Consider the following 25,747-nt stretch of genomic DNA (forward strand, 5'->3'; position numbering starts at 1 on the left):
GGCCGGTCAGGCGGTGAGCTGGTTGCCGGGGAAGACCTGGCGGGCGCCGGTGGCGAGGGCGTCGTCGTGGGTGGCCGCCACGACGGCGCCGCCCTCGGCGGCGTAGCCGGTCAGCAGGGTGCCGAGCCGCTCGCGGAAGGCGGCGTCGAGACCGCGCTCGGGCTCGTCGAGCAGGAGGAGCTCGCTGGGCCTGAGCAGGGCGGCGGCCAAGGTGAGGCGCTGACGCTGCCCGGTGGACAGGTTGAGCGGCGGCGCGTCCGCCCGCTCCGCCAGCCCGAACATCTCCAGCGCGGCCTCGACCTCGAGCCGCGGCTCGCCGTGGACGGCCCGCATCAGCTCCAGGTGCTCGCGCGCGGTGAGCCCGGGGTACCAAGCGGGTTCGTCGGCCGCCCACGCCACCCGGCGCCAGAAGGCGGGCCCGTCGACCGGTGGCCCGCCGAACACCTCGACCGAGCCGGCGGCCACGGGCAGCAGCCCGGCCAGGCAGCGCAGCAGCGTCGACTTGCCCGAGCCGTTGGGGCCGACGACGGCCACCACCTCGCCGCGCCCGACCGTCAGGCTCAGATCGTGGAGGACAGGGGTGCCTTCGAGCTCGACCGTGACGCCGCGCACCTGGATGATCTTGTCTGCCACATCATCGAGCCTAGCCAGGATCGCGCGGGTCCGACGACGTGGACCGATGGCGCGGACGTCAGAGGCCCAGCAGCTCAGGCGTCGCGGCCAGCTCCCGCCAGCGCGCCTTCGGGTCGTCGACCAGCCGCCGCGCCCGCAGGTCGAGCAGCCCGCCGACGCCCGTCAGCTCGGCGGTCAGCTCGCCGTCGAGGCGCCGGAACTCCTGCCGGACCCGGAACGTCCTGCCCTCGCCCCACTCGAACGCGCACGTCACGTCCACCTCGTCACCCGCTCGCAGCTCCTTGAGGTAGCGGATGGTGTTCTCCAGCGTGACCGGGCCGACGCCGCTCCGGCGCAGGTCGTCCGCCCCGATGCCGGCCGCGCGCAGCAGCTCCCAGCGGGCGTGGTCGCCGTACTGGTGGTAGACGACGTTGTTGAGGTGGCCCTGGAAGTCGATCTCATAGCCGCGTACGGCGATGCGGACGGAGAACGTCATGACCGTTCCTCCAGCCAGCGGTGGGACTTGACGGTGAGGTAGCGCAGCCCGTCGTCGCCGATCTCGACCCAGTCGCCGCGCGCCCAGCCGCCGGTGGTCTGCGGGGCGAACCCGTGGCGCTGGAACAACTCCGAGGCCTCCTTCTGGGTGAGCCCGCGGCGGCCCCACTCCTGGATCACCCGGGCCGTCCGCTCGTCCTCGCCCGCCGTCTCCTGCTCGCCGAGGGCCGCCGCGACCTCTTCCAGGCCGCGTGCGATCAGGCGGAGCCCGGACTGCAGCTTCTGAGTGTCCATGCTCTCCACGCTCATCGATCGGTAGCGATTGCTTGTCGATGATAGCAGTGCCGGTTTCTGTCGGTGGGGTCGGCTAGCTTCGATTCCGAACACCAGTGCGACTGGAGGGTGAGATGATGACTGCCGAGCGCATGGAGCGTGCCGCTGTGCTGGGGGTCGCCGTGGCGGAGGAGACGCGGCGGCTGCTCCGGCTCCACCTGAGGCCCGCGGTGCTCGACGACGACGGCAAGGTGGTGGTCGACGTGCCCTATCCCGACGCGGCGGTGGTGACGGCGCTGCTCGACGTGGCGGCCGAGTGTTTCGGCGAGCGGGGGTCGTCCGTCGAGGAGGCACGCCAAGCCGCTCTGGAGACCCTGTTAGACCTGGCCGACGACGCGGCTTGAGCGTTCACCGGCGGCCTCCGGCCGAGCGGCGGAGAAGGTCAGTGAACTGGCGCGATAAGCCATCGCTCTGGACGAGGGGACACCGGTACCGTCGCCGTATGCGTCTTATATCGGTAAATGTCGGGCAAGTTCTTGAGGCTGACTGGGCCGGAAAGCTGAAGCGGACGGCCATCGACAAGCGGCCGGTGGACCACCGTGTGGCGGTCCGGGTCAACGGGCTGGCCGGTGACGAGCGGGCCGACAAGCCCAACCATGGCTCCCCGGGTCAGGCGGTCTACGCCTACGCCAGGGAGGACTACGACTGGTGGGAGCGGGAGCTGGGCCGCGAGCTGCGTGACGGCCGGTTCGGCGAGAACCTCACCACCTCGGGGCTGGACGTCAACGGCGCGCTGGTCGGAGAGCGGTGGCGCGTCGGCAGCACGCTCCTGGAGGTGACCGGTCCCCGGGTGCCGTGCGTGGTCTTCCGCAACTGGCTGGACGAGCCCGCCTGGGTCAAGCGCTTCACCGCGGCCCGCCGTCCCGGGGCCTACTTCAGGGTGCTGGAGACGGGGATGCTGGGCGTGGGAGACGAGGTGGAGGTGGTCCACCGGCCGGTGGAGAGCGTGACGGTGGCCGAGTCCTTCCTGGCCTACCACGGTGACGAGGAGTTCCTCCGCCGCCTCCTCGCCGTCCCGGGCCACGACGAGCGGTGGGACCGGGTCGCCGAGCGCGTTCTCGGCGTGCCCTCGTAGCGCCCGGCTGCCTGAGGTCTCGCGTGGGCGCGGGGGCCCACGCGAGACCTCAGCGTCACTTCAGGACTTGATACAGCGCCGTGGTGAGGGAGGCGCGGGAGTCGTCCTGGTCGATGGACCACATCATGGCGCCGCCCAGCCCCTTGAGCCGGATGTACGCGGCCTTCTGCAGCATCACGGCCGGGTCGTCGTACGACCAGAACTCGTTTCCGTCGTACAACCAGAGCGTGCCGGTGGTCAGGTCGCGGTGGCGCCTGCCGGGCTTGGTCACGAGGTCCTTGTAGTCCTCGACGCCGGCCGCCCACTTGCCCGGGGCGGGCCCGGTGGCGGGCTGGTAGAGGCCCTTGCCGCCGCCGGTGACGCCGGTCCAGCCCTGTCCGTACGCGGGCACGCCGATCACGAGCTTGCGGGCCGGGGCGCCGCGCCGCATGTAGTCGCGGACCGTCTGGTCGACGCTGTAGCGGACCTCGTTGGGGTCGCGCCGGTCGGTGAGCAGGTTGGCCTGGTGCCCGGTCCGCGACTCCCACGTGCCGCGCAGGTCGTAGCCCTGGACGGTGGCGAAGTCGAGCAGGTCGAACACCCGCCGCACCTCGAACCCCGCGTCGATCTTGGCCGCGGCGGCAGGGAGGAAGGCGGTCAGTTCGGCGTCCCTGGAGTACGCGTCGAGCTGGGCGCGGAGCTCCTCCAGGAACAGGGTGAAGTTCCGCTTGTCCTCGGGCCGGATGACGTTGCCCTCGGCGCCGGACGAGCCGGGCCACTCCCAGTCGAGGTCGATGCCGTCGAACACGCCCGCGGCCGCGCCGGGCTCCAGGCCGGGCAGGTTGCCGCGCAGCCACAGGTCGATGCAGGAGCTCGCCAGCGCGGCGCGGGACTCGGGGGTGAGGACCGCGTCGGAGAAGTGCTTGGAGCCGGTCCAGCCGCCCAGCGAGATCAGCGCCTTGAGCCGGGGGTGCTTGGCCTTGAGCTTGCGGATCTGGTTGAGGTTGCCGTTCAGGGCCTGGCCGGGCTCGTCGGCGACGCCGTCCACGCTCTGCTCGGCGGGCACCGGCCGCTGCCAGTCGGCCCACGGGTCGGGGGAGTAGCAGACGCCCTGGGCGTCGACGAAGCCGAAGGCGTAGTTGAGGTGGGTGATCTTCGCGGCGGCGCCGCTGGTGTGGACGTCCTTGACGTGGTAGTCGCGCCCGTAGACGCCCCATTGGATGAAGTACGCGACCCGCTTGAAACGGTCGCCCCGGGCCTCGGCGGGCAGGGCGGTCGCGGTCAGGGTCAGCAAGACGGAGAGGGCGAGGAGAAAGCTCTTCTTCACAGGGGTGCGCCTCCTGACTTATAGGAAACTTTCCTATAAGTTGCCCCGGATCGTAGATCTCCTGGATCGGGCAGTCAATGGGAACGGGCAGACTGGAGAGGTGCCATCCACGCTGCCTGACGGAGATCCCGCGCCCGCCTCCGGCGAGCTGCCCGAGAGCGCGCTGCGCGGCCTGGGCGAGCGGCCGTTCGGCTTCTACGTGCACGTGCCGTTCTGCGTGACGCGCTGCGGCTACTGCGACTTCAACACCTACACCGCCGCCGAGCTGGGGCCGGGCGCCTCACACCGCGACTACGCCGACACGGCGATCGCGGAGGTGCGGCTCGCGCGGCAGGTGCTCGGCGACGCCGAGCTGCCCGTCGAGACGGTGTTCTTCGGCGGCGGCACGCCGACCCTGCTGCCCGCCCGCGATCTGGGCAGGATCCTGGCGGCCGTCGACGCCGAGTTCGGCCTCGCGCCCGGCGCCGAGGTGACGACCGAGGCCAATCCCGAGTCCGTCGACCCGCGCTATCTCGAAGAGCTGCGCGAGCGCGGCTTCACCCGGGTCAGCTTCGGCATGCAGAGCGCCCGCGAGCACGTGCTGCGGGTGCTCGACCGTCAGCACACCCCCGGCCGCGCCGGGCAGGCCGTGCTGGAGGCCAGGAAGGCCGGGTTCGCGCACGTCAACCTCGACCTGATCTACAGCACCCCCGGCGAGACCGACGACGACTGGCGCGCATCGCTGGCCGCCGCCGTCGAGGCCGAGCCCGACCACGTCTCGGCCTACTCCCTCATCGTCGAGGACGGCACCCGCCTGGCCGCCCGGATCCGCCGCGGCGAGCTGCCGATGCCCGACGACGACGTGGCCGCCGACCGCTACCTCATCGCCGACGAGATGCTCGGCGAGGCCGGGTTCGGCTGGTACGAAGTGTCCAACTGGGCCACCACCGACGCCGCCCGCTGCCGTCACAACTTGCTCTACTGGACTGGCGGCGACTGGTGGGCCGTCGGTCCTGGCGCCCACAGCCACGTCGGCGGCACCCGCTGGTGGAACGTCAAGCATCCCGCCGCGTACGCCCAGCGCCTGGCCGGCGGCCGGTCTCCCGCGCACGCTCGCGAGGAGCTCACCGACGAGGACCGCGACACCGAGCGGCTCATGCTGGAGCTGCGCCTCGACTCCGGCTATCCGCTGGCCGGCGTGGCGCCGCGAGCGCGGCCGAAGGTCGCGGCGGCGCTCGCCGACGGGTTGCTGGAGCCGGAGGCGTTCAAGGCGGGGCGCATGGTGCTCACGCTGCGCGGCCGGCTGCTGGCCGACGCGCTGGTCCGCGACCTGCTCACGTGACCAGACGGATGTTGACCGGGTAGCGGTAGTTCTCGCCCCGCTGCGCCGCGATGGCCGCCTGGATCTGGAAGATCAACGCCACGACCCACACGATCGGCAGCAGCAGGAAACCGATCACCAGGATCGTCAGGATGCCGGCGATCATGTAGCCGATGAACATGGTGATCTGGAAGTTCAGCGCCTCGGCCGACTGGTCCCTGACGTACGGGGACTCGTCCTTCTTCATCAGGTAGATGATCAGCGGGCCGACCCAGGAGACCAGCAGGCCCAGCAGGTGGGCGAGCATGGCCATGGTGGTGTCGTCGGTGCCGGGGCGCGGGCCGTACACACCGGGGACGTGCGGGCGCTGCTGGTGGGGAGCGGGGTAGCCGTACGGGGGCGGCTGGTAACCGGAGGGCGGCTGCGGCTGCTGCCCGTAGCCGTATCCCGGCTGGGACCCGGGCTGCTGACCGTAGCCGTATCCCGGCTGGGACCCGGGCTGCTGACCGTACCCGTACCCGGGCTGCGAGCCGGGCTGCTGACCGTACCCCGGCTGGGGGCCGTAGCCCTGCTGGGGCTCGCCGGAGGGAGGGCGGCGGGTCGCGTCGTCGTCGGGCGGCTGCTGGTGCGGATCCTGGCTCATGGTGTCTCCGTAACGAAGTCGATCAGTTCCTCGACCCGGCCGAGCAACTCCGGCTCCAGGTCGGCGTAGGTCGAGACGGCGCCCAGAATGCGGCGCCACGCGTCGGCCGGCTCCATCCGCCAGCCCAGGGCGGCGATGACGCCCTCCTTCCACGGCACCCCGCGCGGCACTTCGGGCCACGCCCGGATGCCGAGCTTGGACGGCTTGACCGCCTGCCAGATGTCGACGTACGGGTGACCCACCACGAGCACGTCAGGCGAGGTCACCCGGGCCGCGATGCGGCTCTCCTTGGAGCCGGGGACGAGATGGTCGACCAGCACTCCCAGTCTGCGCCCCGGCTCAGGACCGAACTCCTCGACGATGGCGGGCAGGTCGTCGACGCCCTCCAGGTACTCCACGACCACGCCCTCGACCCGCAGGTCGTGGCCCCAGATCTTCTCCACCAGCGCGGCGTCGTGGACGCCCTCGACGTAGATGCGGCTCTCCCGGGCGACCCTGGCCCGCAGGCCCTGGACGGCGATCGACCCGGACGCGCTGCGCGCGGGCCCTCGCGGCGCCTCGGCAGGCGGCCGCACCAGCGTCACGACCTGACCCTCCAGCAGGAAGGCGGCCGGCGCCAGCGGGAACAGCCGCCGCTTGCCGAAGCGGTCTTCCAGCGTCACCGCCTCCTTGTCGCAGGCCACCACCGCGCCGCAGAACCCGCTCTCGGCGTCTTCCACGACGAGGTCGGGCTCTGCGGGCACCTGGGGGATCTTCCCCTTGCCCGGACGCCGCCAGTTTCCCGCGAGAACATCACCGTCGTACACACCGGGGACCGTAGCAAATCACCCGACGGCCGCGAGGCGCTTGCGATGGCTGCGCCGCCGTACCAGGACGACCACCGTCACGATGATCGCGACGAGCACGCCCGCGCCGGGGATGAGCACTAGCGCCGCCACCCCGCCCAGGACGCCCCCGGCGGCCGCGAGCAGGTCCTTGCCCACGCCGAACTGGATGTCGCCCTGCTCCTGGACGGCGCAGGTGAGCTGGTAGTCACCCGCGGCGGGCGCGTTGACCAGCAGGATCTGCTCCCACGTACGGGAACCCAGCCTGATCGTCTGGCTGGCCGGCGAGTTGACCAGCCGCGCCTGGCCGGGGCCGCCGGAGATCTCGCACTCGAACGTGGCCCGGCCCTCGGTGGCGATGTAGACGGCCGGCCTGTCGGCGGGGTCCAGCGCGACCGTGACCGTCTCACCGGGGGCGAACGTCTTGGACGGGACCAGGTCCTCGACGGTGTCCGGCAAGCCGGTGGCGAACAGCGTCACGCCCGCCACGACGCACGCGAGCGCGACGCCCCACGCGGCGGCGATCCACCACAGGCGCGGGCGCAGCTCCTTGCCGTCCACCCGCGCCCCGGGCTGCCCGAACGGCGGCTGCCCGAACGGCGGCTGGCCGAAGGGGGGTTGGCCGAACTGCTGCGGCTGCCCGTACGGGTCGCCGCCGTAGGGCCCGGACCCGGGCTGCGGTCCGTAGGGGCCCGGCTGGGCTCCGAACGGACCGGACTGCGGCGGGGGAGCGTAGGGGCCGGACTGCGGCTGGGCTCCGTACTGGCCCGCTTGGGGCGGGGCTCCGTAGGGACCGGCCTGCGGGCCGTACGGGTTCGACTGCGGTTGCGGTCCGTAGGGGCCCGACTGAGGCTGGGGTCTGTACGGGCTGGATTCGGGTGTCGGTCCGTACGGATTCGGGCCGGATTGGGGGTGTGGCGGGGCGTACGGGGAAGGCTCACCCTCGGGAGGGGGCGGCTGGCCGAAAGGAGAACCCTGACCGGAGGGTGGATCAACGGGCGGCTGGGGCGATTTGTCGGTCATGTCGGCAAGTGTGAGGCTTGTCCTTGACGCACGCCAGCAGCAACGAGGACAACGGTGTTATCGCACCCCGTGAACGAGGGCCGTACACTTGGCACTCGGGAACACAGAGTGCTAGGCCTGGCGTTTCCCTGAAAGTCGCGGTAGGAGGTGCGCACGTGCTCGACGATCGTAAACTCGCGGTGCTCCGCGCCATTGTCGAAGACTACGTGTCAACCAACGAACCAGTGGGCTCCAAGGCGCTCGCCGAGCGTCACAATCTGAAGGTCTCACCGGCGACCGTCAGAAACGACATGGCCGCGCTGGAGGAGCAGGGCTACATCACCCAGCCCCACACCAGCGCGGGGCGCGTGCCGACGGACAAGGGCTACCGCCTGTTCGTCGACAGGCTCTCCCAGGTCAAGCCGCTGTCGGCGGCCGAACGCCGGGCCATCGAGACGTTCCTCGCCGGGGCGGTCGATCTCGACGACGTGGTCATGCGCACGGTGCGGCTGCTCGCGCAGCTCACCCGCCAGGTCGCCGTCGTGCAGTATCCGACGCTCAACCGCTCGACCGTGCGCCACGTCGAGCTGGTGCCGCTCCACGACCGCCGGGTCATGCTGGTGCTGATCACCAACATGGGCCGCGTCGAGCAGCGCGTGGTCGAGCTGCCCGAGGTCGTCGAAGAGCACCGCATCGCCCACATGCGCGGGGTGCTCAACGACTGCCTCGACGGCTGCGGCCTGAGCAGCGTGCCCGAGCTGGTCGCCGACCTGCCCCAGCGGCTGCCGATCGAGGAGCGGCCGGCGATGGCCACGATCCTGTCCGTCCTGCTGGAGACGCTGGTCGAACGGCACGACGAGAAGATCGTGTTCGCCGGGGCGGCCAACCTCGCCGGCGCCGACTTCAGCATCGGCCTGCGCGACGTGCTCGAAGCACTGGAAGAGCAGGTGGTGCTCATGCGCCTGCTCGGCGAGACTTCCTCAGACACACCTTCCGCCCTCACCGTGCGCATCGGATCGGAGAACGCCTACACAGGTTTGCGGGGCACGTCCATCGTCGCGACGGGATACGGTCAAGGCGACAACCAACTGGCCCGGCTCGGCGTGCTGGGCCCCACCAGGATGGACTACCCCGTGACGATGGGCGCCGTGCGCGCGGTGGCACGCTACGTCAGCCAGATTCTGGCTGCATCTTAAGAGGTCGATAAGTGGCAAACAGCGACTATTACGCCGCCCTCGGGGTGCGCCGTGACGCCAGTCAGGAAGAGATCAAGAAGGCCTACCGCAGGCTGGCCCGCGAGCTGCACCCTGACGTGAACCCTGATCCCGCCACTCAGGAGCGGTTCAAGGAGATCACGCAGGCCTACGAGGTGCTGTCGGATCCGAACAAGCGCCAGATGTACGACCTGGGCGGCGACCCCTTCGGCGGCGCCGGGGCGGGTGCCCCGGGCGGCGGCTTCGGCGCGGGCTTCCCCTTCAGCGACATCATGGACGCGTTCTTCGGCACCGCCACCGGCGGCGCGCGCGGCCCGCGCTCGCGCGCCCGCCGCGGCCGCAACGCGACCATCAGGGTGGAGCTCGACCTGCGCGAGACCGCCTTCGGCACCACCCGCGAGCTGGCCGTCGACACCGCCGTGCTGTGCGAGGTGTGCCAGGGCGCCGGCGCGGCCCCGGGCACCCACCCCGACACCTGCGACATGTGCAACGGCCGCGGCGAGATCTCCCAGGTCACCCGGTCGTTCCTGGGCCAGGTCATGACCACCCGCCCGTGCCCGCAGTGCGGCGGCTTCGGCAGCATCATCCGCCACCCGTGCCAGGAGTGCTCGGGCGACGGCCGGGTCCGCACCCGCCGCACGATCAAGGTGCGCATCCCCGCGGGCGTCGAGGACGGCACCCACATCCAGCTCGCCGGCGAGGGCGAGATCGGCCCCGGCGGCGGCCCGCCCGGCGACCTCTTCCTGGAGATCGTCGAACGAGCCCACGAGATCTTCGAACGGCGCGGCGACGACCTCCACTGCACCGTCCAGATCCCGATGACGGCCGCCGCGCTCGGCACCGTCCTCACGGTCGAGACCCTCGACGGCGCCGAGGAGATCGACGTCCGGCCCGGCACCCAGTCGGGGCAGGTCATCACCATGTACGGGCGCGGCGTCCAGCGTCTCAACGAGACCGGCCGCGGCGACCTGCTCATCCACGTGAACGTCGAGACCCCCTCCCGCCTCGACCCCGCCCAGGAGGAGCTCCTGCGCGAGCTGGCCAAGCTCCGCGGCGAGGAACGCCCACCGGGCAAGTTCGCGCCGGGCCAGCAGGGCTTCTTCTCCCGCCTCCGCGACGCCTTCAACGGCCGCTGACCTTCTCACGACCCGCGCCCACATCGTCCGCCGAGGTGGGCGCGGGTCGCGCGCGTTGCGGGACCGTCCCGTACGGGGCTGGCCCTAACAGGCCCCAGCCCGTACGGTGCTCGCCCCTGAGCAGGCCCATCCCGGAGCGGCTGGTTCCCGGGTGGGCCGATCCGGGAGTGGGCGGGGTCCTGAAGTGGTGTGAGTCATCGGGTGCCTCTGACGAGTTCTGCCGGGCGTGCGGCCAGGAGTTCTTCCGGGAGGGCCACCCGGGCGGTCACGCCGCAGCCCGCCGAGTCGTGCAGCGCCACCCGGACGCCGAGTCGCTCCGCCAGCCTGCCCACCACGTGGTGGCCCAGACAACGGGTCGGCGCGACCAGGAAACTCTGCTCGCCCCGCAGCCGGGCGTTCGCCGCTTCCAGCTCCGCGGCCGTCATGCCCACCCCGTGGTCGGAGATCGTGATGCGGCACTCGCCCTCGTCGGCCCGGGCCACCACGTTCACCTCCGTGTCCGGCGGCGAGTAGCCCAGCGCGTTCTCCATCAGCTCGGCCAGCATGTGGGCCACCTCCGCCACCACCGGCCCCCGCACGTACGCCCGGCCCACCACCCGCAACGCCACCCGGTGATGGTCCTCGATCTCGGCCAGCACCGACCGCAGGACCTCGTCCACCGGAACCGGCTCCGACGAGCGCCGCTGCCCCCGCTTGCCCGTCAGGACCAGCAGGCTTTCGGCGTTCCTGCGCAGGCGGCTGGTCAGGCGGTCCAGCTCGCACAGCCGAGCCAGCACCGCCGGGTCAGACTCGTTGCGCTGCAGCGCGCTGATGAACGTCAGCTGCCGGTGCACCAGATCCCGATGCCGCATCCCCAGCCCGCCCAGCGACGCGGCCGTGTCCCGCCGGGAGGCCGCCCGCGCGTCGGCGATCCGCACCGCCGCCTCATGCATGTCCCCCAGCGCCCCGGCCAGCTGCCCGAACTCTCCTCGCCCGGCCTCGCGCTCCCCGCCGGGCTCCGTCCCGTCCTCGTCCGGAGCCGTGCCGTCGCGCCCGGACGGGACGTCACGTACGGCGGCCCCACCAGGGACCTCCACGCGGGCGCTGCACTCGGAACGGCCCACGACCTCGTCCTGGTCCGGGGAAGCCGCGTCCACGGGCATGGCGAGCCTGTCCTCGTACCGGATCCTCCCGGCGTCGCCGGCGGTGGGGAGCCCGGCGTCGTGGACCTTTCTCCCGTACGAAGCGCTTCTGATGCGCCAGGGCGGGAGCGCGGCGTTGTAGGCACGCCACAGGTGGCCCGGACGAGACACGTGACCGGCCGCACGGCCGTCCGGGACGGGGCAGGCCGGGTGGGCTGGATCGCCCGCCTCCAGGACGGCGATGTGGCGGGCCATGGCGGTGGCCTCACCCGTGAGCTTGCGGAGCGGACGCACGATCGAGCGGACCAGGAGCCCACCCAGCACCGCCATGACCAGCAGGAACGCGGCCCCCGCCGCCGTCAGCCAGGTCAGGTGCCGGGTGTGGCGTTCCCGGACCGCCATCGCGTGGGCGCGCAACTCCTCCCCGGTCGAACGCTGCACGGCATGCAGGGCGTCCACATAGGCACTGCTGGCGGCAAGCCACGCACGCGTACGACCACCCGAAGCAGGTCCCGGCGAGCCGTCGGGCGGCCGTACGACACCTGGTGAGGCGGCGCCTGAGGATGCGGCGCCCGGCGAGGCGATGGACGGCGAGGCGATGGGCGGCGAGGCGATGGACGGCGAGGCGATGGGCGGGGAGCCGGGCGCGGAAAGCTGTGAGGCGGCGGGCGGCGAAGCGGGCAACTGCGAGGAGGGGAGCCGCGAGGCAGAGTGCGGTGGGGTGTTCGGCGAGGCGCCTGGGGAGAGGCCCAACGAGGCTCCCGGAGACGCGTCCGGGGAAGCCCCCGCAGAGGCACCCGGGAAGACGCCCGCAGAAGCCCCCGCGGAGGCACCCGGGAAGACACCCGCAGAGGCACCCGGAGAGACGCCCGACGCCCCCGGCGCGGTGCCTGGGGAGGCGGCGAGGGCTCGGCGTTCGAGTCGGCCCGTTCTGGCCGCCTGGGTGCCCCGCTGCGCCCGGGCCAGCTCGGCCGCGCCTTCGGGGGTTGTCAGCCGCCGGAATCCGGCCAGGGAGTCGGCCAGGGAGGCCCTGGCTTCCAGGAACGCGATGTACTCGGACGATGTGAACCCGCCCGTGGCGAAGCCCGCCGTGACCACCGCGCGTTCGCGCGCCGCCGCCTCCTTCGCCCGGCTGATGGCCTCCAGCGCCCGCATCCGCCTCACCAGCGTCGGGTCGTCCGGGTCGGGCGTCTCGGCGAAGGACCCGTCCAGCAGTTGCGCGATGGCGTCGGTGAACGCCTCGAAGACGTCCTGGCGCACCACGGGCCCCAGGTCCACCGGCCCGAGCAGGGGCGGGGCGTCGGTCGCCGGGTGGGCGTCGGCAACCGAACCGGGGCCCACCTCGGGATCGGCGGGATTCCCTGACAAGGGGTGGACGGGCGTGCCGTACGGGCCGATCAGGGCCGCGCTCGGCCCGCATCCCGAACGCTCGGCCCGGGGCAGGGGGCCGCCGGGGGTGGCGGGGATGTCGGGGGCAGCGGGCAGGGCCGGGGTGGCGGTGCGGGCGCGATCGAGGGCGGGCAGCCGGGCCAGCGCCTCCCGTACGGGACCGTACGACGAGGGCGGGGCGGCGGCCAGCAGCCGGGCGAGGGCCGAACGGGCGCGGTCGGTGGCCAGCCAGGCCGGGGCGAGATCGGCCCTGACCCGGCCCTCGCCCGCGAACAACGCCGTGAGGAGTGCGCGCTCGCGCTGGAGGGCGTGCACCAGGTTCTGCGCCGCGAGCACCAGCGTGGCCCGCTGAGCCGTCTCACCGGCGGCCGACCGGGCCTGCGCGCGAGCCGCGGCCTCCACTGCCACCCCGGCGACGAGCAGGAGCGTCGGCACGGCCAGGACGAGGAGGAGGCGCGTTCTGATGCGCACGGGCCGGCGGCGCCGACGTGCGGGGAAGCCGGTCATCGACCCCTCGTAAAGTGATCTCAGGAAGACTGCACGGGACACGATATTGCGCCGCGTGTCCGCGGGGTTGCGTAACGTAGAGAATCCGAGGTGCCTGGTGACGGTTCCGGTGTTCCTGGCGGACGAGCTGGATGGGCCCGAGCTGGTGCTCGGCGGCCCCGAAGGCCGTCACGCGGCCACCGTGCGGCGGCTGCGCGCGGGCGAGCGGGTGGATCTCACCGACGGCGCGGGCTCGGTCGCCGAGTGCGTGGTGCGCGAGGTGCTCAAGGACTCGCTGCGGCTGGAGGTCGTGGGCAGGTACGAGGTCGCGCCGGCCCGGCCGAGACTGGTCGTCGTCCAGGGGCTGCCGAAGGGAGACCGGGGCGAGCTGGCGGTCGAGATGATGACCGAAGCGGGCGTCGACACGATCGTCCCCTGGCAGGCGTCCCGGAGCATCACCCAGTGGAAGGGCGACAAGGTGGCCAAGGCGCTGGGCCGCTGGCGCTCGACCGCCAGGGAGGCGGGCAAGCAGGCCCGCCGGTTCCACCTGCCCGAGGTGACCGAGCCCGTCACGACGGCCGGGGCGGCGAAGCTGCTGGCCCAGGCGGCGCTGGCGCTGGTGCTGCACGAGGAGGCCGCCGAGCCGCTGTCCCGGGTGGCGCTCCCGGACGACGGCGACATCGTCGTCGTGGTCGGCCCCGAGGGCGGGGTCGCCGAACGGGAGCTGGAGGAGTTCAGGGCGGCGGGGGCGGCGCCGGTCCAGCTCGGCCCCACGGTGCTGCGCACCTCCACGGCGGGAGTGGCCGCGGCGGCCGCGCTGCTCACCCGTACCGGGCGCTGGTGACCCCGGTGGCGGTGCTGCTCACCTGTACCGGGCGCTGGTGACCCGGCGGCCGTGCTGCTGACCCGTACGGGACGCTGGTGACCCCGGTGGGGGTGCTGTTCACCCGTACCTGGTGACCCCGCGGAGCCCGGCGCGGTCAGGGTGTGGAGTGCGCGCTCATCAGCGGGCTCGGCATGTCGGAGACGGTCGGCACCGGATCCAGCGGCGAGCACTCCTCGTCCGGGCACTGCGTCGCCGCGGGCGTCGTCTCCGCCTCGGAGGGGGACGGCGCCGGCGGATCGTCGGCCTCCGGGCAGTCGGCCGGCGACTCGGCCTGGTCGTCCGCCGGTGACGGGCAGGGGGTCGGCGTGGGCGTGGGCGTCGGCTTGGCCGTCGACCTGGCCGTCTCCGACGGACGCGGCTCCGGTTCGGCGGGCTTCGAGGAGGTCGCGGGCGGCACGACCACCGGCTCGCTCTGCCGTACGGTCGACTTGGGCACCGCCGGCCGGCTGGTCGAGGACTTGGCCGGCGGGGTGACGCTGGAGGTGCTCCGCACCTCCTGGATCGGCGCCTCGATGACCCGGTGCCGCAGCTCCGGCACCACCATCACGATGGCCCCGGCCACCAGCACCGCGCTGGCGGCGGCGGCGCCGGTCCGCCACCAGAAGAGGTTGCGCGCGCCGCGCCGCTCGATCTTCGTGCGGATGGCGTCGAGACCGTCCGGCGAGGGCACGACCGCGTCCGCCTCCGCACGGAGGGCACGGCGCAGCAGGTCGCCGTACTCGTCGGGGGGCTGGGTCATGACATCTTCTCCAGGACGGAACGCAGGGCGGCCATGCCACGTGCCGTGTGGCTCTTCACCGCCCCCTTGCTGATGCCCATGGCGTGGGCGATCTCGGCTTCGGACAGATCACCGTAATAGCGAAGGACCAGTGCTTCCCTCTGGCGTGACGGTAGCGCCCGCAACGCCTCGATGACCGCGGACCGCTCGAACTCGCCGATGGCGCCGTGCTCCGCGCTCGGCGCGTCGGGCATGCCCTTCGGCGCGTACTTCTCCACGACCGCCCGGTGCCGCAGCACGGACCTGGACCGGTTGACGACGGATTGCCGCAGGTAGGCGAGTGCTTTGTCGGGGTCGCGCAACCTGCGCCAGGCGCCGTGGATGGCGACGAACGCATCCTGCACGACTTCCTCCGCGGTTGCCATGTCGCGCACCAGCAACACAGCGAGACGTACTAATGACCGAAAATGCGCACTATAAAGCGCGGTCACGGCCATGTCGGCGTCCCACCCGACCGGCACCGCCCCCATGGATCTGTCGACCAGGAGGGTTTCGGTGGTCACATCAGTGGGACGCGCGGCCTTCCCTGACGGTTTACGCTCTTCCGGTTTTGGGGGCATGACCCAGTTGTGTCCTCGCCAGGTGGTCTCGCCCGTGGCTGAAATCGTTGCTGCGATGCTGCACACACACCCTAACCGTTGGATCTTCGGCCGCCACGGCGGATCCGGTCACCGATTCGCAACGCTGATCGACGAATCCGTCGCGCAGCAGGTCAGCGGCGCCCGCCTTACGGGCCGGAGAGCCACCCCTATCGGTAAGGTGATCGGGTGACCGACTGCCTGTTCTGCAAGATCGTGGCCAAGGAGATCCCGGCCGACATCGTCCTGGAGACCGACAGAGCGCTCGCGTTCCGCGACATCAACCCCCAGGCGCCGACCCACGTGCTCGTCATCCCGAAGGAGCACCACGCCGACGCGGCCGCGCTCGCCGAGGCCGACCAGGGGCTCGCCGACGAGGTCCTCAAGACCGCGCACGCCGTCGCCACCCAAGACGGCGTCGCTGACGGCGGCTACCGGATCGTCTTCAACACCGGCGCCGGCGCCGGGCAGACCGTCTTCCACGTGCACGCCCACGTTCTGGGCGGCCGCAACCTGACGTGGCCGCCCGGCTGAAATTGCCGAGAGGAAACGGTCCGCCCCCGGATACGATGAGTCAAGAAGAACAGAGACCGAGACCCGGAGGCATCAGGCCACACCGGCCTGCCCATGTCCGAACTACACGAATCCCGACGCACGGCACCTCCATCGCGCACTCAAGCCAAGGTGCTGATTCCGGACGAATACCCGATGGTCAGCCTCCTGGGCTCCCGCGACGAGCTTCTTCGCGTCATCGAGGGCGCTTTCAAGGCCGACATCCACGTGCGCGGCAACGAGATCACCGTCACCGGCAGCCCCGACGAGAGCGGCACGGTCGTGCGCCTCTTCGAAGAGCTCGTCGAGGTGCTCCGCAGCGGTGGTGACCTCACGCCCGACGCCGTCGAGCGCAGCATCGCCATGCTCCGCATGACCTCCGAGCGCCCGGCCGAGGTCCTGTCGCTCGACATCCTGTCCTCACGCGGGCGCACCATCCGCCCCAAGACGGCCAACCAGAAGCGCTACGTCGACGCCATCGACGAGCACACGGTCGTGTTCGGCATCGGCCCCGCCGGCACCGGCAAGACCTACCTGGCCATGGCCAAGGCCGTGCGGGCCCTGCAGGAGAAGCGGGTCAACCGGATCATCCTCACCCGCCCCGCGGTCGAGGCCGGCGAGCGGCTGGGCTTCCTGCCCGGCACGCTCTACGAGAAGATCGACCCCTACCTGCGGCCGTTGTACGACGCGCTGCACGACATGGTCGACCCCGACTCGATCCCCAAGCTGATGGCCGCGGGCACGATCGAGGTCGCCCCTCTCGCCTACATGCGGGGCCGTACGCTCAACGACGCGTTCATCATTCTCGACGAGGCGCAAAACTCCTCGGCCGAGCAGATGAAGATGTTCCTGACCAGGCTCGGCTTCAACAGCAAGATCGTGGTCACCGGTGACGTGACCCAGGTCGACCTGCCGGCCGGCACGGTCAGCGGGCTGCGGGTGGTCCAGGAGATCCTGGACGGCATCGACGACATCCACTTCGCCAGGCTGACGAGCGCCGACGTGGTGCGTCACAAGCTGGTGAGCGAGATCGTCGACGCCTACGGCCGCTACGACGCGTTGCAGGAGCCCAAATCGATCCAGCAGCAACGGGGTAAGCGGCGATGAGCATCGAGATCAACAACGAGTCCGGGGTGGGCGTCGACGAGGAGCGCCTCGTCGCGCTGTCCACCCACGTGCTGGCCGAGATGGGCATCAACCCGCTGGCGGAGCTGTCGCTCGTGGTCGTCGACGAGGACGCCATGGCCGAGCTGCACGAGAAGTGGATGGGCGAGCCGGGCCCGACCGACGTGCTGGCCTTCCCGATGGACGAGCTGCGTCCGGGCGGCGGCGCGCGGGGCGAGGCGGAGGGCCCCGCCGATCCGGCGCTGCTGGGTGACGTGGTGCTCTGCCCGCAGGTGGCCGCGCGGCAGGCGGAGGAGGCGGGTCACAGCGCCCAGGACGAGATCGAGCTGCTGTGCACGCACGGCATCCTCCATCTGCTCGGTTATGATCACGCCGAGCCGGACGAGCACAAGGAGATGTTCGGCCTGCAGGCGCGGTTGCTCGAGGCGTGGCGGGAGGTGCGCAGCTCGCGGTGAACGCCTGGTTGCCGTTGGCCATCGTCCTCGTCGTGGTCGGTGGCCTGATCGCCAGTGTGGAGACGGCGCTGACGCGGATTTCGCGGGTGCGCGCCGAAGAGGCGGTGCGCGACGGCAAGCGGGGTGCCGAGCGGCTGCACGCCATCGTCACCGACGCGCCGCGCTATCTCAATCTGCTGCTTCTGCTGCGGCTGAGTTGCGAGCTCGTGGCGACGGTGATCGCGACGTTGCTCTTCATCGACCTGCTCGACGATCAGGGCTGGGCCTACTTCTGGGCGGCCGCGGTGATGATCGTGGTGAGCTACGTGATCGTGGGCGTGATGCCGCGGACGCTCGGCCGGCAGCACGCGGAGCCGGTGGCGCTGGCGAGCGCGCCGGTGGTGTACGGGCTGACGAAGATCTTCGGTCCGCTGCCGAAACTGCTGATCCTCCTGGGCAACGCGCTGACCCCGGGCAAGGGGTTCCGCGACGGGCCGTTCACGTCGGAGGCCGAGCTGCGCGACCTGGTCGACCTGGCGGAGGAGCGCCGGGTGATCGAGCCCGACGAGCGCGAGATGATCCACTCGGTCTTCGAGCTGGGTGACACGCTGGTGCGCGAGGTGATGGTGCCGCGCACCGACATGGTCTACATCGAGCGGGGGAAGACGCTCCGGCAGGCGTTGTCGCTGGCGCTGCGGAGCGGTTTCTCGCGGGTCCCGGTGGTGGGCGAGAACGAGGACGACGTCATCGGCATCGCCTATCTGAAGGACATCACCCGCCGGGTGCACGAGTCGGCCGGAGACGGGACGACCGAGACGGAGACGGTCGAGTCGATCATGCGGCCGGCGACGTACGTGCCGGAGAGCAAGCCGATCGACGAGCTGCTCCGCGAGATGCAGGCGCGGCAGACGCACCTGGCGATCGTGATCGACGAGTACGGCGGCACGGCGGGCCTGGTGACGATCGAGGACGTGCTGGAGGAGATCGTCGGCGAGATCACCGACGAGTACGACCAGGAGGCGCCGCGCGTGGAGCCGATGCCCGACGGCGCGGTGCGGGTGACGGCGCGGATGCCGGTGGACGAGCTCGGCGAGCTGTTCGACGCCGAGATCGAGGTCGACGACGTGGAGACGGTGGGCGGGCTGCTGGCGCACGCGCTGGGGCGGGTGCCGATCGCCGGGTCGAAGTCGGAGGTGGCGGGGCTGGAGCTCACCGCCGAGAGCCTGGCCGGGCGGCGCAACCGGATCTCCACCGTGGTGGTGCGGCGGGTTCGGCCTGTTCAGGACGACGTGGTGGCGGCCGCGGGCGAGCAGGAGTGACCTTGTCCGGGGTTGCCGCAAGTGGCCGTCAAGTGAGTTGCAAGCGGGATTCGCCAGTCTGTTGCCCGACGCCCTGTGCGGTGGGCGTCGATGGGGGTAGCGCCCGACCGTCGCTGGGGTTCTGACGGCAGGGCGCGCCAGGGGGGACGACGACGTCCCGGCCAGCTAGCCGGCCGGACGTTGTTCGGCGTAAAGGGTGCTCTCGTCCGGATAACCGGGCGAGAGCACCCTTTTAGCGTTTGATCGTTTATTGGTAACTCCGGTGGATTGCCGTTTTCGCTGGTCGGGGAGGCTGGGCTCCGGGGGGAATCATGAAACGCGGATCGCGGATCATCGCCTGCGGGCTCCTTGCCGGTGCCCTGGCAGGCTGCGGAGGCGCCGAGGGGATTGACGCGGGGGCGCTTGCCCACATGCGGGAGATCCTCAGCAAGGAGCCCCGGCTGCCCGACGGCTTCTCGCCGCGCTCGGAGCAGGCTTGGCGGGCGCCGTTCGAGCCGGCCGACCGCAACTGCCGGGCCGTGCTGGACGCGGCCGGGGGCAGGGCGCCGCAGCGGGGGCTGACCGCCCAGGCGGCGGCCAGCTACCAGGGCGACGAGCTGGGCGAGCAGGTCGGGGTGGGACTGGCCAGGTATGACGGGGCGGCCGGCGAGCACATGTCGGCGCTGGCCAAGGCGCTGAAGGCGTGCCGGGAGGTGCGGGCCGGGAGCGGCACCCATCTGTCGACCGCGCTGGTGGCGGTGCCGGACGTCGGGGACGAGGCGGTGGCGGGCGAGTTGCGCGGCCGGCTGAACGGCTACCCGTACGCGCTGGACGTGGTGCTGGCCCGGTCGGGCGACATGCTGGTGTCGCTGGTGCACACGAGCATGGCGGAGGTGGAGCCGCAGCGCACCCGGCAGCTCCTCGACGCGGTGATGCGGATGGCCAGCCCGTAATCTTGTCCTCGTGACACTCGATCCCGAAGACAGCAAGATCATCACTCTGGCCCGCGCGTCGCGCGCCCGCAACGGCTCCGCGGAGGGCGCGGCCGTGCGCGACGAGACCGGCCGCACGTACGCGGCCACCGAGGTCGCGCTCTCGGCGCTGCGGCTGTCGGCCGTGCAGGTGGCGGTGGCCACGGCGGTCTCCGGCGGCGCCCGCGCCCTGGAGGCGGTCGCGCTGGTCACCGACGGCGACGGGCCGTCGGAGGACGACCGGGCGGTGGCGGCCGAGCTGGGGGTGAAGGCCATCCTGGTGGCCGGTCCCGACGGCGTCCCGCGGGGCTGACCGTGCCGATGTCGCCCTACCTGGCCGGGGTGCGCGCCAAGCTGGGGCCCGATCTGCTGATGATGCCGTCCGTCTGCGGCTGCGTGTTCGACGCCGAGGGGCGGCTGCTCGTGGCCCGGCACGGCGACGTGGGGCTGTGGGCGGCGCCGGGCGGCGCGGTCGACCCCGACGAGCCGCCCGAGGAGGCCGTACGCCGCGAGCTGCGCGAGGAGCTCGCCATCGACGTGCGGGTGCGCGGCCTGATCGGCGCCTACGGCGGGCCGCGGTTCCGGGTGCGCTACCCGAACGGCCACGAGTGCGCCTACGTGATCATCGTGTACGGGTGCGAGCTGACGTCCGGCACCCCCACGCCCGACGGCGACGAGATCAGGGAGGCCCGCTGGGTCCGCGAGGACGAGCTCGACGGGCTGGAGATGACCGGCTGGTCGCCGCTGGTGCTGCCCAGCGTGTTCGCCTGGTGGCGTGCGCAGGTCTCCTGATGGGCGAGAATGCAGAGTGTGACCTCGCCAGACAGCCATCGCGCCGGATTCGCCTGCTTCGTGGGGAGGCCGAACGTCGGCAAGTCCACGCTCATGAACGCCCTGGTCGGCACCAAAGTGGCGATCACCTCGTCCAAGCCGCAGACCACGAGGCGGGCGATCCGCGGCATCGTGCACCGTCCTGACGCCCAGATCGTCATCGTCGACACCCCCGGCCTCCACCGGCCGCGCACGCTCCTCGGCGAGCGGCTCGACAGCCTGGTGCTGTCGACGCTGACCGAGGTCGACGTGATCGGGTTCTGCGTGCCCGCCAACGAGCCGATCGGCAAGGGCGACCGGTTCATCGCGGCCAAGCTGGCCGCGGTGAAGAAGACGCCGGTGATCGCCGTGGTGACCAAGTGCGACCTGGCGAGCAAGGAGCAGATCGCCAAGCAGTTGCTGGCGGTGTCGGAGATCGCCGAGTTCGCCGACGTGGTGCCGGTGTCGGCGCAGTCGGGTGAGCAGCTCGACGTGCTGTCCGACGTGCTGGTGCGCCACCTGCCGGAGTCGCCGCCGCTGTACGAGGGCGGGCAGCTCACCGACGAGCCGGAGCAGGTGCTGGTGGGCGAGCTGATCAGGGAGGCGGCGCTGGAGGGCGTGCGCGACGAGCTGCCGCACTCGATCGCGGTCGTGGTCGACGAGATGCTGCCGCGCGAGGACCGCGACGACCTGCTCGACATCTACGCCCACATGTTCGTCGAGCGGCCGTCGCAGAAGGCCATCGTGATCGGCCACAAGGGCGAGCGGCTGCGCGACGTCGGCACCAGGGCCAGGCAGCAGATCGAGGCGCTGCTGGGCACCCGGGTCTACCTCGATCTGCGCATCAGCGTGGCCAAGGACTGGCAGCGCGACCCGAAGCAGCTACGCAGGCTCGGCTTCTACGACTGACCGGCCTGAGCCCGCGGCGGGCTCAGGCCGTCACGACGCGGCCAGGCGGCGGCCCAGCAGGCGGCCGAAGGTGATGGCCGGGGTGACCAGCATGCCGGAGCAGAAGCTCTGCCCGCAGGTGGCGGCGGCTCCGATGACCTCGCCGATGGCGTAGAGCCCGGTGATGGGCTCGCCGTCGGCGCGGCGCACCCGGAAGCTCTCGTCGATGTCCAGCCCGGCGAACGTCACCAGCGAGATGGCGTGGTTGCGGATCGCGTAGAAGGGCGGCTGGACGAGCGGCAGCGGCAGGTGGGCGCGGCCGAAGTCGGGGTCGTTCCCGGCGGCGACGGCCTCGTTGTAGCGGGCCGCGGTGGCGACCAGCCCGTCGGCGTCGATGCCGGTCTGAGCCGCGAGCTCCTCCAGGGTGTCGGCGCTGTGCACGCCGACGCGCACGCCGGCCTGGGCGCGCAGGTCCTCGGGCGTCCAGCCGACCACGAGCGGGCGGCCGGACCGGGTCGACTCCACCATGGCGTCGTCGAACACGGTCCAGAACGTCATGTCGGGGATCTTCGTGAGCGCGCGTTCCTTGGTGTCGATGGACGGCTCGTCCTCGGCCACCCAGCGGTGCCCGGTCCTGTCGACGTAGATCTCGACGGGCGGCCGCTCGGCGGCGATGAGCAGCTGCCGGTCGGACCAGTTGGCCTTGCCCGGGGTGGTGGGGTGCGGCAGGCCGCCGAAGCTCGGCAGGAACGAGCCGGTGCCCTGGATGCCGGCGTCGAGCTCCCTGGCCAGCAGGATGCCGTCGCCGGTGGAGGTCGGGTAGGCGGCCGACACCAGCGGCGCGCCCTCCAGCTCCAGGAACAGCTCGGGCTCCGAGGCGAACCCGCCGGTGGCCAGCACCACGTGGCGGGCGTTCACCCGGACGTCCTGGCCGTCGCGCAGCACCGTGACGCCGGTGACGCGGCCGTCGCCGCCGGTCACCAGCTCGATCACGGGGGCGTTCTTCCACAGCTCCAGGCGGCCGGTGGCGGTCGCGTCGGCGAGGACGCGCTCGTACACCTCCAGGATGGACACCGCCTCGTCCGCGCCGTAGTAGGTGCGCGCGGTCGTGTAGGGCTCGTGCCCGTAGATGATCCGCGGCGTCTCGGGGGCGAACCGGAAGCCGAGGTCGTCGAGCCAGTCGACGGTCTCGGCGGCGTTCTCCACCACGGTGCGGACGAGGTCCTCGCGGACGGTGCCGCCGCTGATGCGGCGGATGTCGGCGAGGTGCGCCTCGACGGAGTCGGCGATGCCGCGCTCGGCCTGCCGCCGCGTCCCGGCGGCGGCCATGTGGCCGCCGGAGATGTGCAGCGTGCCGCCGACGCGGTGGTCCTTCTCCACCAGGAGCACCCGGGCGCCGCCGTGCGCGGCCTCCGCCGCGCACGGGATGCCCGCGGTGCCCGCGCCCACCACCACGAGGTCGTAGTCCAGTTCCACCAGTGCTTCTCCTGAGAGTCGGGTACGGTCAGGCGCCGGCCGGGACGTACCAGCGTTCCGGCTCGGCGCCGGGGACGCGGCGCTCCTCGATGACGGTCAGCCGGCTCAACCGGCCGTTCTCGAAGTGCTGCCACAGGCGGGTGCGGTAGTCGCCGGTGGGCATCGACATCTCGACGATGCGCTCGCCAGGACGGTCGTTCCAGCCGAAGGTGAACACGATGGCCTGGTCGCCGGCCCGGTTGGTGCTGCCCCACATCTCGGTGTCGACGAACTGGACGGAGTCGCCGTCGACGACGGCGCGATAGTGCCGCACGGCCGGCTCGGCGCCCTCGCGCAGGTAGGTGACCTTCTCGGTCCAGTCGGTGCCCTCCATCCGGCCTTCCTGGCGGCTGGGGTAGCGCTCCAGCACGGTTCCGTCGGGGGCGAGCACGGTGTAGGTGCCCTCCCACACTCCGGACATGTCGCGCAGGATGTCGGCGATGGTCATCGTTCCTCCGTCTCGGTGGGGGTGCCGTCGTAGTACCAGGGGCGGATGCCGGCGCTGCCGCGCATGAGCAGGGCCCGGCGGCGCAGGAAGCGCCGCACGGACGGCGGGCCCATCCGGGACGCGCCGAGTCCGGACGACTTGAAGGAGTTCTTCTCGGCCTCGGGGAACATGCCGGTGAGGCAGACGTCGTTGATGCTGATCGCGCCGGCCTCCAGGCGGTGGGCGACGGGCCCGGCCTGCTCGGCGGTGGCGGCGAAGACGGCGGCGCTCAGCCCGAACTCGGTGTCGTTGGCGAGCGTGACAGCCTCGTCCTCGTCGTCGAAGGGCATGATCGGGATGATCGGGCCGAACGTCTCCTCGCGCATGATCCGCATGGAGTGGTCGACGCCGGTCAGCACGGTGGGCCGCAGGTAGGAACCGCCGCCGAGCTGCTGGATGGTGCCGCCGGTGCGGACGACGGCGCCCTTGGCGACGGCCTCGTCGAGCTGCTGGCGGATGATCTCCACCTGGGCGTCGCTGATGATCGGCCCGATCTGCCCGTCGCCGATCTCCGGGTACGCGAGCTGGACCCGTTCCGCCTTGGCCACGAGCGCCTCGGTGAACTCCTCGGCCACGGCGCGGTCCACGTACACCCGCTCGATGGACATGCAGGAGTGGCCGGAGTTGATCGTGGAGCCCCACAGGATGGCGGAGGAGGCGGCGTCGAGGTCGGCCGAGGCGGTGACGACCGCCGGGTCCTTGCCGCCCAGTTCCAGGAAGGCGGGGATGAAGTGCTCGGCGGCGGCGCGGCCGACCGCGCGGCCGGTGCGGACGCTGCCGGTGAAGCAGACGGCGTCGGCCACCGCCACCATGGCGGCGCCGGTGGCGCCGTCGCCCTCCACGACGGTGAAGACGCCCGCCAGCTCCTCGACCTCGGCCACGCAGGCGCGCAGCACGGGGATGAACCGGGGCGTGACCTCGCTCGGCTTCAGCAGCACCGCCGATCCGGCCAGCAGGGCGGGCACGGCGTCGATGAGGGCGAGCTGGAAGGGGAAGTTCCACGGCGAGATCACCGCGACGACCGGGTAGGGCACCAGGTCACCGCTGACGTGCACGTCGGGGTCGCTGGTGGGGGCGGGTTCGGCGGGGGCGAAGGCGTCCCCGGCGAACCGGCAGGCACGCTCCAGGCTGCTCAGCACCGAGTCCACTTCCAGGTGCGAGACCCAGCGCCGTCCGGTGTCGGCTTCCAGCTTGGCGATCAGCTCCTCCCGGTGCCTGGCGACCGCCTCGCCGAAGGCGCGCAGCACCTCGATGCGCCGCTCGACCGGCTGGGCGCCCCACGCGCCCTGGCGGGCGCGCAGGGCGCCCGCGGCGGCGATGATCTCGTCGTCGCCCGCCGCGACGATCGTGTGGTCCGGGGTGCCGGTGCGGGGGTTCCGGACCTGGATCTCCCTGGGCATCACGCCTCCTCAGATGAGGCCGTCGCCGGCCAGCCGTTCGATGACGGCACGCTGGGTGTTCACGAAGTGCTCGCGCCCGGTCTCGCCGGGGCGCACGGTGTCGGGGGGGTAGAAAGAGGTGCGGGCGTAGCTGCTCGCGTAGAGCTCGAACCGCTGGCGCGGCAGCAGGTTCATCATCTCCGGGGTCCTGCGGGCCCGGCGGACCGCGGCCAGGTCGATCTCGGCGTTGGCGGCCATCGACTCGCCCTGGCCGGCTTTGGCCAGCACGATGCCGCGGTGGTCGACGATCTGGCTGCCGCCGTCGCCGGAGGCCGCGGGCATGCCGGTGCCGTAGAGGCCGCCGGTGTTAGCGGAGACCACGTACGCGCCGTTCTCCACGGCGCGGGCCAGCTTGGCGACGTTCTTGGGGGAGAGCAGCGCGCTGCAGACCTCCGAGGAGCTGTGCAGGAACACCTCCGCGCCGCGCATGGCCAGGCAGCGGGCCACCTCGGGGAAGAGGATCTCCTCGGAGGCGATGGCGGCCAGCGTGCCGATCTCGGTCCTGGCGACGGGGAAGAGCGAGTCCTCGCCGTAGACGGCCAGGTAGCGGTCCAGGATGTCGTGCGGGGTCACGGCGTACATGGAGTTGAGCCGCCGGTAACGCAGCACGGTCTCGCCCGCGGGGTCGAACACGACCGAGGCCTGGAAGTAGATGCCGGGGAAGTGCTCGTCGGTCTCGTAGCCGTTGACGCAGAGGAAGACGCCCGCGTCCTCGGCGATGTCGGCGAGCCGGGCGTACTCAGGGCCGCCGGGGGCCAGGGCGGCGCGGTCGCACCACTCCTGGAAGGGCTCGCCGATGGGGTGGCCGGTCAGCAGGTATTCGGGCAGGACGACCAGCCGGGTGCCCGGGCCGACGAACCGCTTGCTCGCGACGACCTGCTCGTGCACGCGGTCGATGGCGGACCGTATCTGGTCGCGGGCGGCCGCCGCGCTCTCGGCGCGGTTGACGGCATGGCAGGCGGTCTGCAGAGCGACGGCGCGGTACGCGGTCGCGGGCAAATCCTGGGACACCCGAGCTCCTGTTCCACTCCATGAAACGGCGTTTCTGGT

The 25,747-nt window shown here is 71.9% G+C and carries 28 protein-coding genes; 14 read left to right on the forward strand and 14 right to left on the reverse strand.

Features of this window, described 5'->3' with window-relative positions:
* Window positions 1-6 precede the first annotated feature (6 nt).
* Genes ccmA through ACGFI7_RS11850 form a run of 3 tightly spaced genes read right to left on the reverse strand, consistent with a single transcriptional unit; the run spans window position 7 to window position 1,401 of the window.
* Window positions 7-633: a heme ABC exporter ATP-binding protein CcmA gene (gene ccmA / locus ACGFI7_RS11840; RefSeq protein ID WP_393402516.1), complete on the reverse strand. Its 627-nt coding sequence runs from the start codon at window positions 631-633 to the stop codon at window positions 7-9.
* 58 nt (window positions 634-691) lie between these two features.
* A complete protein-coding gene (locus tag ACGFI7_RS11845; protein WP_393402519.1) occupies window positions 692-1,108 on the reverse strand; it encodes an acyl-CoA thioesterase in 417 nt (138 codons plus the stop codon).
* Entirely contained in the window at window positions 1,105-1,401 is a 297-nt protein-coding gene (locus ACGFI7_RS11850) for a hypothetical protein (protein ID WP_393402521.1), read from the reverse strand. The genes ACGFI7_RS11845 and ACGFI7_RS11850 overlap by 4 nt, the downstream gene beginning before the upstream one ends.
* A gap of 113 nt (window positions 1,402-1,514) precedes the next feature.
* Here ACGFI7_RS11850 and ACGFI7_RS11855 point away from each other — a divergent pair, with 113 nt between their 5' ends.
* Both ACGFI7_RS11855 and ACGFI7_RS11860 read left to right on the forward strand, forming a co-directional pair.
* Window positions 1,515-1,784 carry a hypothetical protein gene (locus tag ACGFI7_RS11855; RefSeq protein ID WP_393402524.1) on the forward strand — a complete coding sequence of 90 codons (270 nt, stop codon included), beginning with the start codon at window positions 1,515-1,517 and terminating at the stop codon, window positions 1,782-1,784.
* Between the two features lie 185 nt (window positions 1,785-1,969).
* Window positions 1,970-2,515 carry an MOSC domain-containing protein gene (locus ACGFI7_RS11860; protein WP_393402527.1) on the forward strand — a complete coding sequence of 182 codons (546 nt, stop codon included), beginning with the start codon at window positions 1,970-1,972 and terminating at the stop codon, window positions 2,513-2,515.
* Between the two features lie 55 nt (window positions 2,516-2,570).
* Here the strand turns inward: ACGFI7_RS11860 and ACGFI7_RS11865 are convergent, their stop codons facing one another.
* Window positions 2,571-3,821, reverse strand: a complete 1,251-nt coding sequence (locus ACGFI7_RS11865; protein ID WP_393402530.1) for a glycoside hydrolase family 18 protein — start codon at window positions 3,819-3,821, stop codon at window positions 2,571-2,573.
* Window positions 3,822-3,921: 100 nt separating this feature from the next.
* On the opposite strand from ACGFI7_RS11865, the gene hemW reads away from it, so the two are divergent.
* On the forward strand, window positions 3,922-5,142 hold the full coding sequence (gene hemW, locus ACGFI7_RS11870; protein WP_393402533.1) for a radical SAM family heme chaperone HemW: 1,221 nt from the start codon (window positions 3,922-3,924) through the stop codon (window positions 5,140-5,142).
* On the opposite strand, the gene ACGFI7_RS11875 is transcribed toward hemW, so the two are convergent.
* From ACGFI7_RS11875 to ACGFI7_RS11885, 3 genes are read right to left on the reverse strand one after another with little or no spacing between them, the layout of a single operon-like run.
* Window positions 5,135-5,764: a DUF4870 domain-containing protein gene (locus ACGFI7_RS11875; protein ID WP_393402535.1), complete on the reverse strand. Its 630-nt coding sequence runs from the start codon at window positions 5,762-5,764 to the stop codon at window positions 5,135-5,137. The two genes, hemW and ACGFI7_RS11875, sit on opposite strands and share 8 nt — an antisense overlap.
* Window positions 5,761-6,570, reverse strand: coding sequence for a DUF3097 domain-containing protein (locus ACGFI7_RS11880; protein ID WP_393402538.1), 810 nt, complete (start codon window positions 6,568-6,570; stop codon window positions 5,761-5,763). The genes ACGFI7_RS11875 and ACGFI7_RS11880 overlap by 4 nt, the downstream gene beginning before the upstream one ends.
* A gap of 18 nt (window positions 6,571-6,588) precedes the next feature.
* A complete protein-coding gene (locus tag ACGFI7_RS11885) occupies window positions 6,589-7,149 on the reverse strand; it encodes a hypothetical protein (protein WP_393402541.1) in 561 nt (186 codons plus the stop codon).
* 617 nt (window positions 7,150-7,766) lie between these two features.
* Between ACGFI7_RS11885 and hrcA the strand changes: the two genes are divergently transcribed.
* Window positions 7,767-8,786, forward strand: coding sequence for a heat-inducible transcriptional repressor HrcA (gene hrcA, locus ACGFI7_RS11890; protein WP_393402544.1), 1,020 nt, complete (start codon window positions 7,767-7,769; stop codon window positions 8,784-8,786).
* An 11-nt stretch (window positions 8,787-8,797) separates the two neighbouring features.
* The gene (gene dnaJ, locus ACGFI7_RS11895) at window positions 8,798-9,940 is read left to right on the forward strand and encodes a molecular chaperone DnaJ (protein WP_393402547.1); all 1,143 of its coding nucleotides are present in this window, start codon (window positions 8,798-8,800) and stop codon (window positions 9,938-9,940) included.
* Between the two features lie 194 nt (window positions 9,941-10,134).
* Here the strand turns inward: dnaJ and ACGFI7_RS11900 are convergent, their stop codons facing one another.
* Entirely contained in the window at window positions 10,135-12,921 is a 2,787-nt protein-coding gene (locus ACGFI7_RS11900) for a nitrate- and nitrite sensing domain-containing protein (protein WP_393402550.1), read from the reverse strand.
* 133 nt (window positions 12,922-13,054) lie between these two features.
* On the opposite strand from ACGFI7_RS11900, the gene ACGFI7_RS11905 reads away from it, so the two are divergent.
* Window positions 13,055-13,780, forward strand: a complete 726-nt coding sequence (locus ACGFI7_RS11905) for a 16S rRNA (uracil(1498)-N(3))-methyltransferase (protein ID WP_393402553.1) — start codon at window positions 13,055-13,057, stop codon at window positions 13,778-13,780.
* A gap of 136 nt (window positions 13,781-13,916) precedes the next feature.
* On the opposite strand, the gene ACGFI7_RS11910 is transcribed toward ACGFI7_RS11905, so the two are convergent.
* Both ACGFI7_RS11910 and ACGFI7_RS11915 read right to left on the reverse strand, forming a co-directional pair.
* Window positions 13,917-14,561, reverse strand: a complete 645-nt coding sequence (locus tag ACGFI7_RS11910) for a hypothetical protein (RefSeq protein ID WP_393402556.1) — start codon at window positions 14,559-14,561, stop codon at window positions 13,917-13,919.
* On the reverse strand, window positions 14,558-15,070 hold the full coding sequence (locus tag ACGFI7_RS11915; RefSeq protein ID WP_270155523.1) for a SigE family RNA polymerase sigma factor: 513 nt from the start codon (window positions 15,068-15,070) through the stop codon (window positions 14,558-14,560). The genes ACGFI7_RS11910 and ACGFI7_RS11915 overlap by 4 nt, the downstream gene beginning before the upstream one ends.
* 297 nt (window positions 15,071-15,367) lie before the next feature.
* Here ACGFI7_RS11915 and ACGFI7_RS11920 point away from each other — a divergent pair, with 297 nt between their 5' ends.
* The 8 genes from ACGFI7_RS11920 (at window position 15,368) to era (ending at window position 21,277) form a co-directional block, all read left to right on the forward strand.
* Complete coding sequence (locus ACGFI7_RS11920) at window positions 15,368-15,712, forward strand: histidine triad nucleotide-binding protein (RefSeq protein WP_393402558.1); 345 nt, start codon at window positions 15,368-15,370, stop codon at window positions 15,710-15,712.
* Window positions 15,713-15,805: 93 nt separating this feature from the next.
* Complete coding sequence (locus ACGFI7_RS11925; RefSeq protein ID WP_393402561.1) at window positions 15,806-16,837, forward strand: PhoH family protein; 1,032 nt, start codon at window positions 15,806-15,808, stop codon at window positions 16,835-16,837.
* The gene (gene ybeY / locus ACGFI7_RS11930) at window positions 16,834-17,310 is read left to right on the forward strand and encodes an rRNA maturation RNase YbeY (RefSeq protein ID WP_393402563.1); all 477 of its coding nucleotides are present in this window, start codon (window positions 16,834-16,836) and stop codon (window positions 17,308-17,310) included. Before ACGFI7_RS11925 ends, ybeY begins: the two co-directional genes overlap by 4 nt.
* A complete protein-coding gene (locus tag ACGFI7_RS11935; RefSeq protein WP_393402565.1) occupies window positions 17,307-18,608 on the forward strand; it encodes a hemolysin family protein in 1,302 nt (433 codons plus the stop codon). Before ybeY ends, ACGFI7_RS11935 begins: the two co-directional genes overlap by 4 nt.
* Before the next feature lie 410 nt (window positions 18,609-19,018).
* On the forward strand, window positions 19,019-19,540 hold the full coding sequence (locus ACGFI7_RS11940; protein ID WP_393402567.1) for a hypothetical protein: 522 nt from the start codon (window positions 19,019-19,021) through the stop codon (window positions 19,538-19,540).
* Window positions 19,541-19,550: 10 nt separating this feature from the next.
* Window positions 19,551-19,871, forward strand: coding sequence for a cytidine deaminase (locus ACGFI7_RS11945; RefSeq protein WP_393402570.1), 321 nt, complete (start codon window positions 19,551-19,553; stop codon window positions 19,869-19,871).
* Between the two features lie 8 nt (window positions 19,872-19,879).
* Window positions 19,880-20,350, forward strand: a complete 471-nt coding sequence (locus tag ACGFI7_RS11950) for an NUDIX domain-containing protein (protein ID WP_393403909.1) — start codon at window positions 19,880-19,882, stop codon at window positions 20,348-20,350.
* A gap of 9 nt (window positions 20,351-20,359) precedes the next feature.
* A complete protein-coding gene (gene era, locus ACGFI7_RS11955; protein WP_393402573.1) occupies window positions 20,360-21,277 on the forward strand; it encodes a GTPase Era in 918 nt (305 codons plus the stop codon).
* A gap of 30 nt (window positions 21,278-21,307) precedes the next feature.
* On the opposite strand, the gene ACGFI7_RS11960 is transcribed toward era, so the two are convergent.
* Genes ACGFI7_RS11960 through ACGFI7_RS11975 form a run of 4 tightly spaced genes read right to left on the reverse strand, consistent with a single transcriptional unit; the run spans window position 21,308 to window position 25,708 of the window.
* The gene (locus tag ACGFI7_RS11960; RefSeq protein ID WP_393402576.1) at window positions 21,308-22,732 is read right to left on the reverse strand and encodes an FAD-dependent oxidoreductase; all 1,425 of its coding nucleotides are present in this window, start codon (window positions 22,730-22,732) and stop codon (window positions 21,308-21,310) included.
* A gap of 28 nt (window positions 22,733-22,760) precedes the next feature.
* Entirely contained in the window at window positions 22,761-23,219 is a 459-nt protein-coding gene (locus tag ACGFI7_RS11965) for a DUF3598 family protein (protein ID WP_393402579.1), read from the reverse strand.
* Window positions 23,216-24,658 (reverse strand): aldehyde dehydrogenase family protein, encoded by a 1,443-nt coding sequence (locus tag ACGFI7_RS11970; RefSeq protein ID WP_393402581.1) that lies wholly within the window; start codon window positions 24,656-24,658, stop codon window positions 23,216-23,218. The genes ACGFI7_RS11965 and ACGFI7_RS11970 overlap by 4 nt, the downstream gene beginning before the upstream one ends.
* 9 nt (window positions 24,659-24,667) lie before the next feature.
* Window positions 24,668-25,708, reverse strand: a complete 1,041-nt coding sequence (locus ACGFI7_RS11975) for a nitrilase-related carbon-nitrogen hydrolase (protein WP_393402583.1) — start codon at window positions 25,706-25,708, stop codon at window positions 24,668-24,670.
* Window positions 25,709-25,747 lie beyond the last annotated feature (39 nt).

Source organism: Nonomuraea sp. NPDC048826, from assembly GCF_043198225.1.
Classification (GTDB): Bacteria; Actinomycetota; Actinomycetes; order Streptosporangiales; family Streptosporangiaceae; genus Nonomuraea.